The 16,463-nt window shown below is 35.5% G+C and carries 14 protein-coding genes; 8 read left to right on the top strand and 6 right to left on the bottom strand.

The window, feature by feature from the left end; genetic code table 11:
- Positions 1 to 6: 6 nt before the first annotated feature.
- The 6 genes from BMX10_RS05585 (at position 7) to manA (ending at position 5,966) form a co-directional block, all read left to right on the top strand.
- Positions 7 to 1,020, top strand: a complete 1,014-nt coding sequence (locus BMX10_RS05585) for an ABC transporter permease (protein WP_208976111.1) — start codon at positions 7 to 9, stop codon at positions 1,018 to 1,020.
- A gap of 59 nt (positions 1,021 to 1,079) precedes the next feature.
- The gene (locus BMX10_RS05580) at positions 1,080 to 2,015 is read left to right on the top strand and encodes an ABC transporter substrate-binding protein (RefSeq protein ID WP_090440621.1); all 936 of its coding nucleotides are present in this window, start codon (positions 1,080 to 1,082) and stop codon (positions 2,013 to 2,015) included.
- A 175-nt stretch (positions 2,016 to 2,190) separates the two neighbouring features.
- Positions 2,191 to 2,847 (top strand): D-sedoheptulose-7-phosphate isomerase, encoded by a 657-nt coding sequence (locus BMX10_RS05575; RefSeq protein ID WP_208976110.1) that lies wholly within the window; start codon positions 2,191 to 2,193, stop codon positions 2,845 to 2,847.
- The gene (locus BMX10_RS05570) at positions 2,844 to 3,794 is read left to right on the top strand and encodes an ROK family protein (RefSeq protein ID WP_090440618.1); all 951 of its coding nucleotides are present in this window, start codon (positions 2,844 to 2,846) and stop codon (positions 3,792 to 3,794) included. The genes BMX10_RS05575 and BMX10_RS05570 overlap by 4 nt, the downstream gene beginning before the upstream one ends.
- 104 nt (positions 3,795 to 3,898) lie before the next feature.
- Positions 3,899 to 4,756, top strand: coding sequence for an ROK family protein (locus BMX10_RS05565; RefSeq protein WP_170834700.1), 858 nt, complete (start codon positions 3,899 to 3,901; stop codon positions 4,754 to 4,756).
- 280 nt (positions 4,757 to 5,036) lie between these two features.
- Positions 5,037 to 5,966 carry a mannose-6-phosphate isomerase, class I gene (gene manA / locus BMX10_RS05560; protein ID WP_090440612.1) on the top strand — a complete coding sequence of 310 codons (930 nt, stop codon included), beginning with the start codon at positions 5,037 to 5,039 and terminating at the stop codon, positions 5,964 to 5,966.
- A gap of 123 nt (positions 5,967 to 6,089) precedes the next feature.
- On the opposite strand, the gene BMX10_RS05555 is transcribed toward manA, so the two are convergent.
- The 4 genes from BMX10_RS05555 to BMX10_RS05540 form a co-directional block, all read right to left on the bottom strand.
- Positions 6,090 to 7,028, bottom strand: coding sequence for an OmpA family protein (locus tag BMX10_RS05555; protein ID WP_090440609.1), 939 nt, complete (start codon positions 7,026 to 7,028; stop codon positions 6,090 to 6,092).
- Positions 7,029 to 7,043: 15 nt separating this feature from the next.
- Complete coding sequence (locus BMX10_RS05550; protein WP_090440606.1) at positions 7,044 to 8,045, bottom strand: hypothetical protein; 1,002 nt, start codon at positions 8,043 to 8,045, stop codon at positions 7,044 to 7,046.
- Between the two features lie 131 nt (positions 8,046 to 8,176).
- On the bottom strand, positions 8,177 to 9,424 hold the full coding sequence (locus tag BMX10_RS05545) for a DUF401 family protein (RefSeq protein ID WP_090440603.1): 1,248 nt from the start codon (positions 9,422 to 9,424) through the stop codon (positions 8,177 to 8,179).
- Between the two features lie 352 nt (positions 9,425 to 9,776).
- On the bottom strand, positions 9,777 to 10,811 hold the full coding sequence (locus tag BMX10_RS05540; protein ID WP_244272645.1) for a pirin family protein: 1,035 nt from the start codon (positions 10,809 to 10,811) through the stop codon (positions 9,777 to 9,779).
- A 300-nt stretch (positions 10,812 to 11,111) separates the two neighbouring features.
- On the opposite strand from BMX10_RS05540, the gene msrA reads away from it, so the two are divergent.
- Positions 11,112 to 12,107 carry a peptide-methionine (S)-S-oxide reductase MsrA gene (gene msrA, locus BMX10_RS05535; RefSeq protein ID WP_090440600.1) on the top strand — a complete coding sequence of 332 codons (996 nt, stop codon included), beginning with the start codon at positions 11,112 to 11,114 and terminating at the stop codon, positions 12,105 to 12,107.
- Positions 12,108 to 12,313: 206 nt separating this feature from the next.
- Here the strand turns inward: msrA and BMX10_RS05530 are convergent, their stop codons facing one another.
- Together BMX10_RS05530 and BMX10_RS05525 are read right to left on the bottom strand one after the other, a co-directional pair.
- The gene (locus BMX10_RS05530) at positions 12,314 to 13,288 is read right to left on the bottom strand and encodes a methyl-accepting chemotaxis protein (RefSeq protein WP_090440597.1); all 975 of its coding nucleotides are present in this window, start codon (positions 13,286 to 13,288) and stop codon (positions 12,314 to 12,316) included.
- Positions 13,289 to 13,302: 14 nt separating this feature from the next.
- A complete protein-coding gene (locus BMX10_RS05525) occupies positions 13,303 to 14,334 on the bottom strand; it encodes an FIST signal transduction protein (protein ID WP_090440595.1) in 1,032 nt (343 codons plus the stop codon).
- Between the two features lie 346 nt (positions 14,335 to 14,680).
- Between BMX10_RS05525 and BMX10_RS05520 the strand changes: the two genes are divergently transcribed.
- The gene (locus BMX10_RS05520; RefSeq protein ID WP_090440592.1) at positions 14,681 to 16,462 is read left to right on the top strand and encodes a sigma-54-dependent Fis family transcriptional regulator; all 1,782 of its coding nucleotides are present in this window, start codon (positions 14,681 to 14,683) and stop codon (positions 16,460 to 16,462) included.
- Position 16,463: the final 1 nt, after the last annotated feature.

Genomic DNA, 16,463 nt, shown 5'->3' with positions numbered 1-16,463 from the left:
TATAGTATGGAAAACAAAAAAATACCTAGTAAATTGATGAAGGTTTTTTCTAAAAGAGGAATGGGGCAGGTTGTCACAGTAACAATTGGACTTTTAGTGCTTATTATCGTATTTGGCTTATTAAATCCTAACTTTTTTTCTAATAGAAACATTTCCAACCTATTAAGACAGATTGCGCCTATTATATTAATTGGTATCGGACAGTCCTATGTACTGATCACAGGGAACATTGATTTGTCCATAGGATCGGTTGTAGGAATGAGCTGTATGATTTCAGCTACACTTATGACAAAGGGGATGAACCCTTGGCTTGCAGTAGGGTTTACCTATATAGCAGCACTTGCTATAGGGCTGTTAAACGGACAGCTTATATCAAAAGCCAAGCTTCCAGCTTTTATAGCAACCTTGGGTACTATGACCATAGCAAGAGGTATAGCACAGATTGTTAATAACAACTACAATACTGACTCTATAGGAATAGGAGCGGAAGGATTTAGGAATTTCTTTTATTATGGTAAAACCTTTGGACTATATAATACGATATGGATTGCTCTTGCTATTTGGCTGGTATTTAATTTTATCCTTAGCAGGACTAGAACAGGAAGACATATTTATGCCGTAGGCAGTAATATCCATGCTGCACATCTCTCTGGAGTCAATATAGCTAGTACAATCACCAAAGCTTATCTAGTAAGTGCAGTATGTGCTGCTACTGTAGGCCTTGTGATGACAGCTATTAGTGGTATGGGTACCATGGACGCAGGTACAACCTACGAGCTTTATGCAGTAGCAGCATCGGTTATAGGTGGAGTTAGCACCCTGGGCGGTCAAGGAATACTTCTTGGAACAATTGTTGGCGCCTCCATCTGGGGGGTATTGCAAAATGGACTTCAATTTGCCGGTGCTCCTGTAGCCATAAGAAATATCGTAATAGGAATTATTGTTATTATCTCCGTTCTTCTAGACTTAGTGGTAAGAGCCAATAAAAGCAAAGCTAAAAAAGCAAAAATCAAAGCTTAATGTATTTAGGTTCTTAAAGCGAAAGCTTTAAAATAAAAAATAAAAATGGGGGATTAGGTATGAAGAAAAAAATTATTGGAGTAGTTTTAACCTTAGTGCTTATTATTGGGTTAGTAGGATGTGCAAGCGACACTGGCACAGGCACTGAAGGTAGCGAAGGTGGAAACTATAAGGTCTATCTTATAACCATGGACCAGATGGACCAGCATTGGGTAACTGTTGATGGAGGAGCAAAAAAAGCTGCAGAGGAGCTAGGTAATGTAGACTATGTATGGCTTGCTCCTGATGTAAAAGACGATGCAAAGCAAATCGAAAGTATCAATAATGCTATTGCTGGTGGAGCAGATGCAATACTTCTTGCGGCAAATGGACCAACGGCAGTAACATCAGCCCTTAGAGAGGCAGAGGCAGAAGGAGTAAAAATCGTATATGTTGACTCACCTGCTGACTTTCCAGCGGAGCAAACCTTGGCCACTGATAATGAAGCAGCTGGTACAACTGCAGGGTTGGAAATGATTAAAGCATTAGAAGCTAAGGGTGTAACATCTGGCAAGATTGGTATAGTCAATGTAAACGCATCAACAGCCTCTACTGTAGCAAGAGAAAAAGGCTTTAGGGCAGCATTTGAAGGAAAGGATTTTGAAATTCTTGAGACACAGTATGGAGAAGGAGATGCAGCAAGATCAAAGGATATAGCAGCTAATTATATTACTGAGGGCGTTGTTGGTATATTTGGAGCAAATGAAGGATCTACTGTAGGAGCAGGAAATGCCATTAAAGAAGCAGGTGGAGAAGTTATAGGAGTAGGATTTGATAAATCTGATACCATATTACAATTGATTCAAGAAGGAAATCTATTAGCTACAATGGCACAGAATCCTGATGTTATGGGATATGAAGGTATGAAGACGGCAGTTAAGGTTCTTGAAGGAAACACAGTTGATAAAGACTATGTTGATACAGGAGTTTCTGTTATAAACAAAGATGCTTTATAGAAAAGGATGCATTTAAATAAGAGGTTACCTTGGTAACCTCTTTAAACCTCTATGATGATGAAAAGAATCTATACTGTGGATTTTTTTCATGACCATAGAGTAGGATTAGCAGAGTAAGGGTTTCTAGCCACAACAGCATGGTGAAGTAAAATTTGTTCCATAAGGGTGATATACATTGAAAAATAAAACAGAAGTTATCTTAAATGAATTTAAAGAAAAGTATCCAATGATGGCCTATCTTGAAGGGGAGCTTAGAAGATTAGTAGAGGAAGTGGTAAATAGAATACAACTAGGAGGCAAAATCCTTGTTTGCGGAAATGGTGGAAGCGCCTCAGATAGTGAGCATATCGTAGGGGAACTTTTAAAAGAATTTTATATAAAAAGAGTAGTAGATGAAGATTTTAAAGAAAGACTGAAAGAAGATGTTTCAGAAAAAGATTTTGATTACATAATGGGATGCCTTCAGGGAGCCATACCGGCAGTGTCTCTGGTAGCACAAACAGGATTTCTAACTGCATATGGAAATGATGTAAGCTTTGATATGTCTTATGCTCAGCAGGTTTATGCCTATGGGAAGAAAAATGATGTGCTGATTGGTTTATCTACATCAGGAAATGCAGCCAATACTTGTTATGCTGCAAAGGTAGCCAAGGCGAAGGATGTTTTAGTAGTTTCTCTGACTGGAGAAACAGGAGGAGAACTTAAAAAATTCAGTGATATTTTATTAAATGTACCAGCACAGGAGACATATAAGGTACAGGAATATCATCTCCCATTGTATCATTTTATTTGTAGAGCTTTAGAATTTGAAATGTTTGGAGAAAGCTTATGATTGTGTTAGGATTTGATATAGGAGGAACAAAGTCAGCAGTACTATTGGCAGAAGTATCAAATGACCAGATTCATTTTTTTGATAGAAAGGAAATAAAAACCACAAAAAACTGGAAGCAGATGTTGGAGCATTTAATCGTAGAAGGAAAAAATATCTTAAAAACAAATGGCAAAGAAGATAATGATTTTAAAATTGGTGTTTCCTGTGGTGGACCTCTTGACAACAAAAATGGTATTATACAATCACCACCCAATCTTCCAGGTTGGCATCATGTTCCTATCCTTCACTATATCCATGAAAAGCTAGGTGTTTGGGGAAAACTTCAAAATGATGCAGATGCCTGCGCTCTAGCAGAATGGAAGTATGGGGCAGGAAAAGGGTATGAAAATTTGATTTTTCTTACTTTTGGCACAGGCTTAGGAGCAGGACTGATTTTTAACGGAAAATTATATACTGGTGCCAATAATATGGCTGGGGAAGTAGGCCATATACCTTTACAAGATGATGGACCCATAGGATATGGAAAGCCTGGAAGCTTTGAAGGATTTTGTAGTGGTGGTGGCATTGCAGAAATAGCAAAGCTAAAAGCAAAAGGGCTAGAAGCACAAGGAATAAAAGCATCCTTTGTTAAAGAAAAAATTAATAATATAACAACAAAGGACGTTGCCGAATCTGCCGAAGCAGGAAACAGAGATGCATTAGAGGTATTTAAAATCTCTGGCAAGTATTTTGGGAGGGGATTATCAATCCTCATCGACATTTTAAATCCTGAAATAATCATTGTGGGCAGTATCTATGTACGAGCAGGAAAATTTTTAAAGGAAGAAATGTATAAAGAAATAGAAGTTCAAGCATTGGAATCTTCCAGAAAAGCAGTTAAAATAGTTCCTGCAGAACTAGGTGAAAAAATTGGAGATTATGGGGCAGTAGTAACGGCGCTGCTATAGATTGAGAAAATTAAACTTGAGCTCTGATACCCTAAGGACTACAAATGCATCATTTAGCGTAGGGAAACAGAGCAACAAGCTGTTTTAAGTGAGGAGTGATGAAAATGTTAGGCGCTATTGAAGCAGGTGGAACAAAATTCGTATGTGCAGTAGGAGATGAAGATTTCAAAATAATTGAAAGGGTTTCCTTTGCTACAACCTACCCAGAGGAAACTTTACAAAGGGTTTTCGACTTCTTTGATACATATCCCCAGGTAAAGGCTATAGGCATAGGTTCTTTTGGACCCATTGAGGTAAACAAACAATCACAAAAATATGGCTATATTACTTCCACACCTAAAACAAACTGGAGAAATTTTAACTTCCTTGGGGAGATGAAAAAACAGTATAGTATACCTATTGGATGGACGACTGATGTTAATGCCGCCTGTTTAGGAGAATATAAGGTTGGGAGTGCTGCAGATGATCATAGCTGTATCTATCTAACTGTGGGGACGGGAATAGGTGGAGGAGCTATAGTAAAAGGAGAAATTATAGAAGGTTTTGGCCATACAGAAATGGGACATATCATCATTAGGAGTCATCCTGATGACGACTTTGATGGCTTTTGCCCCTATCACAAAAATTGTCTTGAAGGACTGGCTGCTGGGCCGTCAATTGAAAAGCGATATGGAATAAAAGCAGAGAACTTAGATGCCAACCACAAAATTTGGGAGATTCTTGCTTATTATTTGGCCCAAGCCTTGGTTAACTATACCCTAATATTAAGACCAGAAAAGATTATATTAGGAGGAGGTGTTATGAATCAGGTGAGGATGATGGACTTAGTAAAGAAAGAATTTTCTTTCCTATTGGCAGACTATGTTGAAACACCGGACTTAGATGCATATATCGTAACACCTTCCTTAAGGGATAATGCAGGCATTACCGGTGGTTTAATACTAGCTCGACAGGCTTTATAGAATATAAATGTGCGCTATAGGAATCTAATTTTTTAATACATGTGCCTAGGAGTTAAACATCATAGACACTGTATGTAAATGTACTCCCCCCTTAGCATTTAAAAAATTAGTTGTGAAGCGCACGTCTATATATTTGCAGTAGGAAAGGAATGAAATTGGACTAGATTTCATTCTTTTCTTTTTTAACAATAAGTGAGAAACACATAGCTCAAGCTAAGGGGCATATTTTAATGATATAATTAAGATGGATATAAGAAAGAATCGGGAGAGGAGGATTTCTATGGAAATAATATTTTTAGATAAGATTTTTCATGAAAAGATTTGGGGCGGTAATAGAATCAAAACTCATTTTGGTTACGATATAGATAGTGAAGGTATAGGTGAATGCTGGACAGTAAGTGCTCATCCCAATGGAGATTGTAAGGTTATCTATGGTGAATATAAGGACAAAACATTAAGCTGGCTATGGAAAAACAAAAGACATATTTTCGGCAATATAGAAGGGGATAGATTTCCTTTACTAACAAAAATAATAGACGCTAAGGATGACCTAAGTGTTCAAGTTCATCCTAATGACGACTATGCTGATACATATGAAAATGGTGAGTTTGGGAAAACAGAATGCTGGTATATCATTGACTGTGATGAAGGGGCAGAGTTAATCATAGGTCATCATGCTAATGACAAAAAACAAATGAAAGAAATGATAAAACAAGGTCTCTGGAATGAGCTATTGAAGAAGACACCTATTAAGCCAGGAGATTTTTTCTATATTCCCTCCGGCACCATTCATGCCATTGGAAAGGGAAGCTTGATTTTAGAAATACAGCAGTCCAGCGATATAACCTATAGAGTATATGATTATGATCGTCTAGAAAACGGCCAGCCTAGAGAACTACATATAAACAAAAGTATTGAGGTAGCCACCATACCCCATAAAGATTATAAAATCAGTAGAAGTACTGAGAAAATAGAGAACGGGTACAAGGAAAGTTTGATACAAGAGAAATATTTTTCTGTACACAGATTACAGATAGAGGGTAGATTAACCTATAAGCATAATAATAAATTTAAAATTATAAATGTTTTAAATGGCGTAGGAAGTGTTGATGGAATAGATATTAAAAAAGGTGACCACTTTATCATCCCCTGCGATTATGGTCCCTTAAGCTTACAAGGAGATTTGGAATTAATGGTTTCCCATCTATAGAAGAATATCTTTCTATACAATTTCGCAGCAGGATGATTCTTGGTCCTAAAAGTGGCTAAATAAGAACAAAGAAGATATCAATAGAAATAGAACTGACATCTTCTTTGTTTTGAATTGTAAAGCCTACTGTATAATTGCTCTAGGCTCCTGTATGTATTCCTCGATGATGTCTTGAACATGTGAATCTTTTAAGATCAAGGATATTTCAATCCTTCTATTTTGAGCACGGGCCCTTTCTGATGTTCCACTTACAATAGGACGATACTTCGAATAAGCGCTAGCTACAAAATAGGAGGCATATTTTCTCTCTATAGAGGGATTACTGGACATCAAGTAATTGACAACAGTAGTTGCTCTTTTAGAGGATAACTCTCTGTTATATGCTCCTGTCCCAACATCATCTGTATGACCTTGAATGCTTATTGCATCAATATTTTCTCTAACAGCTGGATCATCTAAAACATTTTCGAAGGCTTCAGAGAGTTTTGTCAAAAGCTCCCTTCCTTCAGACTTAATAGCATAAGAATTAAACTCAAAAACCAAACCTTCATTTATTACGATATTACCGTTATCAGCAATGCTGACCAATTCTTGTCCTGAACGATTGGTTGTCCCCAATTCTTCTTCTATAGAAGTTTTTACTTTTTCTAATACATCTAAACGAAGAACTGCAATACCTTTTAATTTTGCTCTCACTTCTCCTAATTCTCGATTGCTCTCTGCTATTATTTGTCGCTGTTCTTCTATTTGCTCTTCTGATAGTGTCAAAGCAATCTGCCCATCTTCAACTTCAGCCCTGATCTCTTCCAACTGATCCCTCATGAGCCTTAGATGTTGATCAGCTTGGCTAATTTCAGCCTTAGAAGATTCTAGCTGCAATTGAGTATCCATCAATTCTTTTTTTGCAAATTCCAAATTTTTACCAGAAATAATATTTTGTATATAAGCTAAAAGCATTAGCACAAAAAGTATTAAAGAAATGGTGGAAATCATATCAGTGAAAGAAGGCCAGAAATTCTGTTCTCCGCTGCTTCTTTTAAAGTTTCTTTTGCGAAATCTCATAGAAAGGCCCCCTTTTTATTCTTTTTTTCTGCTAAAGGTTAGGGTATCAATTCTTTCATTGATTTCCTTTATACTTTTCTTATGACTAGCAAGATCTTCTGTCAAATCTGCAAACCCAACATTCATGCGATCAACATTGGTTCTAAGATGATAGTTAAACTCTGAAAAATCTCGTGTGTTTTCACTAAATTTTTGTAGAGATTGATCAAATTGATTAATGCTTATAGATAACTCATTAGAGGTTTTTGTCATACTATCTGCCGCAGCCACAAATTGATTGCCCATGGTTTCAGCAACATAGTGAAGGTTTCTTTCTAGTGTGTTACCTATAGACTCGAAGGAATCCTTCCAAACACTTCTCTGTCTTTCATAATCCTGTTCTTTTTCTTTTTTAGTTAGTACAAAGGCTATATTGTTATCTAAGTATTCTTCTATTTGAACCATGACAGATTCTCTAGCATCCTCTACATTAAATATGATGTTTAAAATGGTTAATAAAACAGAACAAGCGATACCAAATAAAGAAGTAATAAAGGCAACGGACATTCCTTTTACAGAATCAATTAATCCTACTATAATATTGTCCATACCTTCTAATACTTCTGCACCTCCACTGATAGAGAGGATCTCTACCAATTTGCCAATAGAAAGGGTTAGCCCATAAAAAGTTCCTAAAAGCCCTAATATGATCATTAACGAGACGGCATTCTTAATAAATCTTTCTGTGAGGTTGAAGCTTCTAAACTCGCTATTAAAGTTTCTTTCAATAATAGCCTGGGTATTGATATCTCTAAAACTTCCTTGCATAGCATTATTATAATCATTAATAATGCTGTTAAAAATAGCGTGGTCAAATTTTCCTTTTGTTCTATTTGCAGGATTATTTACATCATTGCCCATAGACATATATTTTCTTCGAAGGGTAATTGACCCAAATAATGCAGTAAAAAAAATAACTAAAATGCTCACAATGATAAGTACAGCTAGTCCATTAAGTTTGCTTAATAATGGCAACATATTATCTTCCCCCTTTTCAGTAAATAGTTGTATAAAAACAAGCCTATCTATAATTATACCCAATATAGGCAAAAAGCACCAGCTTTTAAGCCAGTAGGTACTTTTCCTTCAAAATATAAAAGATATCTGCATCAACTAAAAACAAAACCAACAACATAAATGGAAAGCATCACGATGTAAGTAAGGGGTAACAAATAAAGATAGTTTTTATAAAGATCCTTTAACTTCACCTGGAAATATTCCAAGGTCAAGACCTGACAAAGGTGTAGCGGCGAAATATAATAAAACATAAAGGAGCTTGTATAGATAAACATAGCATATAAAAGTTTAGTCTCATAGTTGGGGGCTAAAGGCAAAAGCAAAGGAAATAAAATTGCAATACCAGGATTTGTTGAAGCTAATGGGAAGCATATAACAGCACTGGATAATATGATCAAAAGCTCAATAGGCATCCCTTTTTCCAGTAGACTATTTAGAAAGATAATGATTTCATCAATCTCATTCACAGCATTTTTATAAAGCATTATGCCAATGATAGCAATGAGCATAGGTAGTTTAATTCCTTTGTACATGGTAATTAGAGGATGCTGATTGATATTATATTTTCCATCTCTTTTTTTATCATATTGATTGATGACAATACTAATAACGATTCCTACCAAAAGAGAAGCTTGAAAAGAAAGCTTTAAAAGTGCAACCCCCAGCAAGCTTACTAATATAGGAGATGAATAGAGAAGAAATTCCCTTACAGCTTTGATATATTGTTGAATATTTATTTTTTCAGCTTTAGACTCCTTATAATTTCTAAGATAAAACATATAACCAAATATGTATAAAGCTAAAGCAATGGGAAACTGAAGTTTAATAAAGTCAATCACTTTAAAATCCCCTATTTCAGCAGCTAATAGGAGTGTAGGGGCCAGTGGAAAAACAAATAAAAGAGCATGTCTAAAAACCAAATTGATAGCTACTTTTCTGTTGTCGGAGATATGCAGTCTATCTCCTAGACTTCCTACAATGGGACAAGACATTAATGCACCACCAGAAACAAGCAAAGTCCCCATGAGGGCAGGGGCCACTAATATTGTAGCCTTTGCACTGCGCAGCATCCTTTCTAAAGCAATAATCATCCTATCCAAAATTAGATATTTCTCCATTAAATGTGCTAAAACACAAATTAAAGCAATAACAGAAGCCAAGGAAATTGTGGTGGATTCAAAAAGCGTTTGGATAAATATTTGTAAAAACGTTGAAAGACCACGTCCATTTAATAGTACCAGTAAAAAAGATCCAGCTATTAGAGAAAAGCCTATATTTACTTTTCTATTCACTAACAATAGTGTTACAAAAATTGAGGTAAAAAGAGATAAAATCAGCATAGTACAGCACCATCCCTACATATTTTCAGCTACATACTAATATATCATATTTAGCCGTCTCTTTTCTATATTAACCTTATGATGCTAGCATATAAAAGAGACAAAGGGGACAGAAAATCTTAAAATTTAGCAGTAAAGAAAGAGTTATTCAAGTGAGTTTATGTGATGGAAAGGGAGAAGAGATTTAAAAAAACTGAGTATATATTAGTTTTAGTATAGAAAAAGACCACACTGAGCTACAGTATGGTCTTAAACAAATGAACATAATGAATTGAGCTTGTTTCAATAAAAAGTTAATTAATTTCCTATTGTAGCTTTGATTTTCCTTGATAGATGAGACCATCTGATTCTTTTATTTGTTGATGGATTTACCTGGAGTATCTATATCCTCACCACTATATTTTGCAAACCTTCCTAAAGCCTTGGAATTCACCGGATCCTTTCTATCCCATGGCCAGCCTCCAAAGCTGGTAGCCTTGTAATCCTTGTAGGCTTGTTGAATTTCTTCCATAGTATTCATGACAAAGGGACCATAGTTTACAACAGGTTCATTGATGGGTTCCCCTTCAAGCAGCAGCAAAAAGCTATCTTCATTGCCATTTAGCACCTTGATTTCTTCATTACCAGCCAGCTTCAAGCTGCTATTAGATTTAATAGAGGTGCTATCTATTGATATGCTGGAACCTTTATAAAAATAAAGATTTCTATTTAAGGTAGGAGACACGCTGGGCAGGGTAAAGCTTGCACCTGGTTCCAGATGAATGGTCCAGATACCCACATGATTAGTCCTGTTATTGGCCCATGAATTGGGATTTGGGTCTAAGCTTTTAATGTCCTTGTAGGATCCTGCAATGACATTGATAATAGCTTTGTTCCCAGATTCGTCTACCTCTTCTACCACAGGAATATCTTCAGCCCACAGCATTTTATAATAGCAGTCAACAAATTTATCCTTACTTGGTGAGTTTAACCAAACCTGGAACAGCTCCATGGTATTTTCTTTATCATCATGTACTAAAGGAAACATCTCTGCATGCTGTATACCGCTTCCTGCTGTCATCCATTGCACATCGCCGGCACCATATCTTCCTGTTGCGCCAATAGAATCAGAATGATCCACATAGCCCTGTAGAACGATGGTGATTGTTTCAAAGCCTCTATGGGGATGAACAGGAAATCCCGGCACTTCTTTTCCATAATACATTTTCCAATCATCACTAAAGTCAAAGTCTTCTCCTATGTTTTTCCCTTTTAAGTCTGTCTTAGAGACTCCCTGATGACCATTACCTTTAGGATAATAGTCAAGATGATGCATCCTTGCAATAAAAGGGTCACCTGGATCCTCTCTGAACTTAAAATCCTTCACGCTAATTATGCTTTTCCCCACATTTACACCCCATTCTTTTAAAATTTAAGTCTTCCTATAACAATTATACCTAAAAGGAGAAAATTTAAACTCCCATCAAAACTTCAACAGTCCTAAATAAGAATAAACTCCTTTAAAATAATTCAACAGAGTAGTATTGTATAAATTTACTTGCAAATATTTAGGGAGTCATACGGATAGCCAATAATTGTGTACACAGTCTGTAGCAGCAGATTTAGGATTAGAGTAAAGGGTTTTGGGGAATTTATATAGTAGGATGTTGATTATATAATGCCATTTAAAATGAGAGGTGAATAGAGGATGAATAAAGACACTATAACAGAAAAAGCCACCTTTGCAGGAGGATGCTTCTGGTGCATGGTGAAACCCTTTGATGAAATGCCAGGGATTTATAGTGTAGTATCAGGGTATTCAGGAGGGCATAAAGAAAACCCATCCTATGAAGAAGTGATCTCAGGCACTACTGGCCATCGTGAAGTAGTGCAAATCACCTTTGACCCAACAGTTTTTCCTTATGAAAAGCTATTAGATATATTTTGGAAAAGCATTGACCCCACGGATGAAGGAGGACAATTTCATGATCGAGGGGAGCAATATAAAACCGCTATATACTATCATAATGAAAAACAAAAGCATTTAGCAGAAGAATCTAAAGAAAAGCTTGAAAAAAGCAAGAAATTCCATAAACCCATTGTCACAGACATTTTCCCAGCGAAAAACTTTTACCCAGCAGAGGAAAAGCATCAGGATTATTATAAAAAAAATGCTTTTCACTATAACTATTATTATCAAGGGTCTGGGCGAAAAGGCTTTATTGAAAGCAAGTGGCGGGTAGAAAAAAATACTAAAGAATTAAAAGAGAAATTAACGACGTTACAGTATGAGGTAACACAAAACAACGCTACTGAGAGACCTTTTGATAATGATTTTTATGATAATAAAAAAGAAGGAATCTATGTAGATATCGTATCAGGTGAGCCACTTTTTAGTTCCAAGGATCAATACGATGCTGGTTGTGGATGGCCAAGCTTCTCAAAACCATTACAGTATCAACACATTGATCAGAAGCTAGATGAAAGCCATGGAATGATAAGGACAGAGGTGCGGAGTAGATATGGTGATTCCCATCTAGGGCATGTTTTTGATGATGGTCCTAAAGAAAAAGGAGGATTAAGATATTGTATCAATTCCGCTGCACTACGTTTTATTCCTAAGGAAGATTTAGATAGGGAAGGCTATGGGGAATATAAAACGTTGTTTACAGAAGAAGACACCAATTTACAAGCAAAGCAGTGATTTAAAAATGATTCCATAAAACAACAAAACTACGTCCCTGAATCCTAGGAATACTAATCTTATACAAAAAATAAAGCACCTTGGAGGAACCTGATAGGATTTGGATATACAATAATTCAATGAAGGGAAGTTTCAATGATCTTGAAACTTCCCTCCAGAACTGCAAAAACTTTGTTTGAAAACTTGCTTACTTATCTTTTCCAATCCTATAGGTTTTTTGAGTGTTCTTCCTTTAGCAGTTTTATTTGATGAAGATGATTTAAAAGATGAAGATAAAAATCTGATTTCTTTTGAACACTTATAATTAACTCTTCAAGCTGCTTATTCTCATTCTTTGATTTATCAACAAGGTTTGTAAGATTGGAGGTAATATCGTGTATACCTTTTAAGTTTTCTTCCTGTGAATGATGCACTTCTTCAACATGGGCATTAATATCATTTTCTGATTTAATAATATTATCTAATAGAACCTCTGATTGTTTTATTAAATCCTTTGTTTTTAACACTTCCTCCTTTCCTTCATTTGATCTACTGTTCAACAAGTTCATCATATCTGTCATTTCTCGTAATGTAGCAATAATATCCTCTGAATTTTTCTCTGTATCATTAGAAAGCTTCTTTATTTCTTGCGCAACGATAGCAAAGCTCTTCCCTGCCTCTCCAGCCCTAGCAGCTTCTATGGATGCATTTAAAGAAAGCAAATTAGTTTGATTGGAGATACCTTTAATCACCGTTGTAAATTTTTCGATATTATTGTAGAGAGAACTCATTTGCTTAAACAAATCAAAAATATGTTGAAAAGCATCTGCAACAGTCTCCACTTGAAAAGATAATTGGTGCATTCCTTCTTTGGCGTTATTAATTTCTAAGGAAGAGGAAGAGAGGCTCTTGACTACATTAGTTACTAAGTCCCTAGTTCGTTCACTATTTTTAGATAGCAGGTAGAGATGCTCCTCCACTTCTGCAATCTGTTCTGTTGTATATCCTGTACCCTCTAATAGGGTGTTGAAGCTATGGGTCATGTTTCCTTCTTCTCTTGATAATGTTAATAATTGTTTTTCCATCTGGCTATTTAATTCAAATATTTCATTTTCATATTGAAAAGACAGGTTTGCTTCCTTCTCTACAGGGATAACCTGTTCAACTTCTTTTTTTGTAATTGATCTAGCAAATTTAAACATAATCAAACCCCCTTTTATTCAACTAGCAGCATTACCATTGTTTGATTTGAATGATTCTTATAATATTGTTCACCATAGCTTATGAAGCCAGTAGTGTTACTACAAAAGTTTGTTATGTTTCTATCTATATCTTTCCATAAATCTTCTTGTTGAAATTTTAAACTTCTTAGAATACAGTTTATTACGAAAACAAAGCTAGGCTTTATTGTGGCAGCAGATAGTGTGTTTTTTATTGCATTTATGGGATCTATAGGTTCAAGCACATGAACAAATGTATTAGGCATTAGCTGACAGTAAAAGGTGATAGATTTATCACTATTTACCTTCATTGGGGAAGCAATAAATATATCTTCTTCATAAATTTTGCCTAAGGGATGATTCATAAAATGATTTGGCAAATCAGCTTCCTCTACTCCTAACATTCGTGCATATTCTGTGCTTGCAGGAGCATTATTAAATTTTTTTACAACCCTACTTATAGGATCAGCATCTGTAACCAACAATCTTTTACCGCTAGGAACATAGATATTTTCTTTGAGAATCTCAGTTCTTTTTTGAGGGTTAAAAAACAATGCAACACTATGCACTTTTTTTCCTCCAATATAGATTACCGTCTCATCAAACTTTAGGCTATCCCCTGCACTTCCTCCAATTATTTTGAAGTGATTGTCCATAAAAAATAGAGTTGTGATGATACTTTCTTCCATGCCAGACAATCCATCACAGAGCAAAAGTAGAAAAGCATCCTTATTACTCTTCACCTTATTATAACTGGCTTTTAAATTTTCTAGGCTTTTTACAGGAGGGTATAGAAGCTCAACAATATGGCATTCATCTTTATTGTATGCAAACCCTGTAATAGCTCCCTCCCTAAAACCCTTATCGGTGTATTCACCTGAAGTTGAACAAAGAATAACATTACTTTCAATGCTTTGGGATAATGCTTTAATGTTTTCAACAGTACTAAATAATACATATCCCTTGTTTTTGTCCTTTTTAGTATACTGAGTTGCTTCTTGAACTGAAGAAAAAACAAATGCTTTCATATAATCGCCACCCTTCTTCATTATGTATAGAACAAATACTAAAATTAACCAGTTACCTATATTATAGCATGTCCATGATAGAATAAGAAGGCAAAAAGGCAAACGTTATCATTATTAAATATAGGTTTTCACTAATTATTTGAACAAATCACAAATTTTTACATAGGTTTTGTTTTTCTTTGGAACAAAGAAATAAATCAAGTAAATGGCGGAAAAATATAAGAAAACATAGACAAAAAAGAAAAAGGTCATTATAATTTCAGTATAAACCACTATAGAGAAGCGGTCTTTAAGAAGGAGAGACCTCTTCTAACTATAAATAAGTGCCAGGATAAGGATGATTTTAATGGAACTAAAGAAAATTATCTCTAGCGTACAAAACATATGTGAAGCTATAGCCAGTGTAATTAAGGTAGATGTAACGATTGTAGATAATCACCTTCAACGGATTGCTGGGACAGGAAGATATCAGGACAGCATAGGGAGAAAAGTCGATGAAAATTCTGCCTTTGGTGCGGCAGTAAAATTAGGAGAGAATTTTATTATAGAGAATCCTCGGCAGCATGAAATATGCTTAAGATGTGACGATATTCAAGTCTGTAAAGAATATGCGGAGGTATGCTGTCCTATAAAGGTAGAAGAGGAGATTGTGGGGGTTATTGGACTTATAGCCTTTGATGAAGAACAGAAAAAGGCTATTGTCTATAATCAATATAATCTTATGAGATTTTTAAACAAGATGGCAGATTTAATTTCTACCAAGTTGGTTGAGATGGAAAACACAGATAAAATAAAAGCATTAGCAAAAGAATTAGAAGTAGTATTGGATTCTGTAGACAGGGGTATTATAGCAGCGGATAATGAGGGGAAAATTTTACGTTATAATAAAAAAGCACTACAGCTGCTGAAGGTGCAAACAGAAGATATCTATTCCATGAATATAAAGGAGATTACTGGAGAAGCTAGCTTTTCCTCCCTCTTGAAAAAAAACTATCCCTTAAAAAACAGACAATTTTTTTATAGGGGAAAAAAGCATAGCTTTAGAGGGATTTATGATGCTAAACCCATAAGCCTAGAAGAAAAGCCTGTGGGATTTGTCTTTACCTTCAGCAATATCTCAGATGTATTGAATACAGTCAATGATCTTACTACGGGGACTATCATTACTGGATTTGACAATATTATTGGAAAAAACGATAAATTTAATAATGTAAAAATTGAAGCAAAAAAGGCAGCAAACTCTACCTCCACTATATTAATTCAAGGAGAAAGCGGGACAGGCAAAGAGTTGTTTGCTAGAGCCATACACTATGAGAGCCACAGGAGAAAAGAACCTTTTATACCCATAAACTGTGGTGCTATCCCGGAACAGCTGCTGGAAAGTGAATTGTTTGGGTATGAAGAAGGGGCCTTCACAGGAGCCAGAAAAGGAGGTAAAGAAGGAAAGTTTCAATTAGCAAACAAAGGAACACTTTTTCTTGATGAAATTGGAGACATGCCTTTACATCTTCAAAGTAAACTTCTTAGGGTGCTACAGGAGAAGATGATTGAAAAGGTGGGAGGCAAGGACTATATACCAATTGATGTAAGAGTCATTGCTGCTACAAATCAGGATTTAGAGGAAAAGGTGCTAGAGAAATCCTTCCGTGAGGATCTGTTTTATCGAATAAATGTTATCCCTATCAACATTCCCCCTTTACGACAAAGAGGTGAAGACATTCTTATTCTAATAGAGTATTTACTGGATAAGTGCAACAAAAAGCTTGGGAAACAGGTAGAAGCCATAGATCTACAGACAATAGATATTTTAAAAGGCTATAGCTGGCCTGGAAATGTAAGGGAGTTAGAAAATACAATTGAATATGCAGTTAATATGTGTAATGAACAAGTAATTAAGGCCATGCATTTGCCCAATAGATTAACCAAAAAAACTATAGCATTTGAAACCACAAATCCTCGAAAAATTCTACCAATAAAAGAAGTGGAAAAAATAGAAATCACGAAAGCTATTCATCTTTATAAAAATGACAGCAAGGCTATTACAAAAGCAGCTAAAGCCTTAGGGATAGGAAGAGCTACATTATATAGAAAGCTAAAAGAATATGATATAGAAACAGTCTCAAAATGAT

Source organism: Natronincola peptidivorans (assembly GCF_900111615.1).
Lineage (GTDB): Bacteria > Bacillota > Clostridia > Peptostreptococcales > Natronincolaceae > Natronincola_A > Natronincola_A peptidivorans.
Note: the sequence above shows the minus strand (reverse complement) of the source record. Positions and strands in the feature narration are given on the sequence as shown.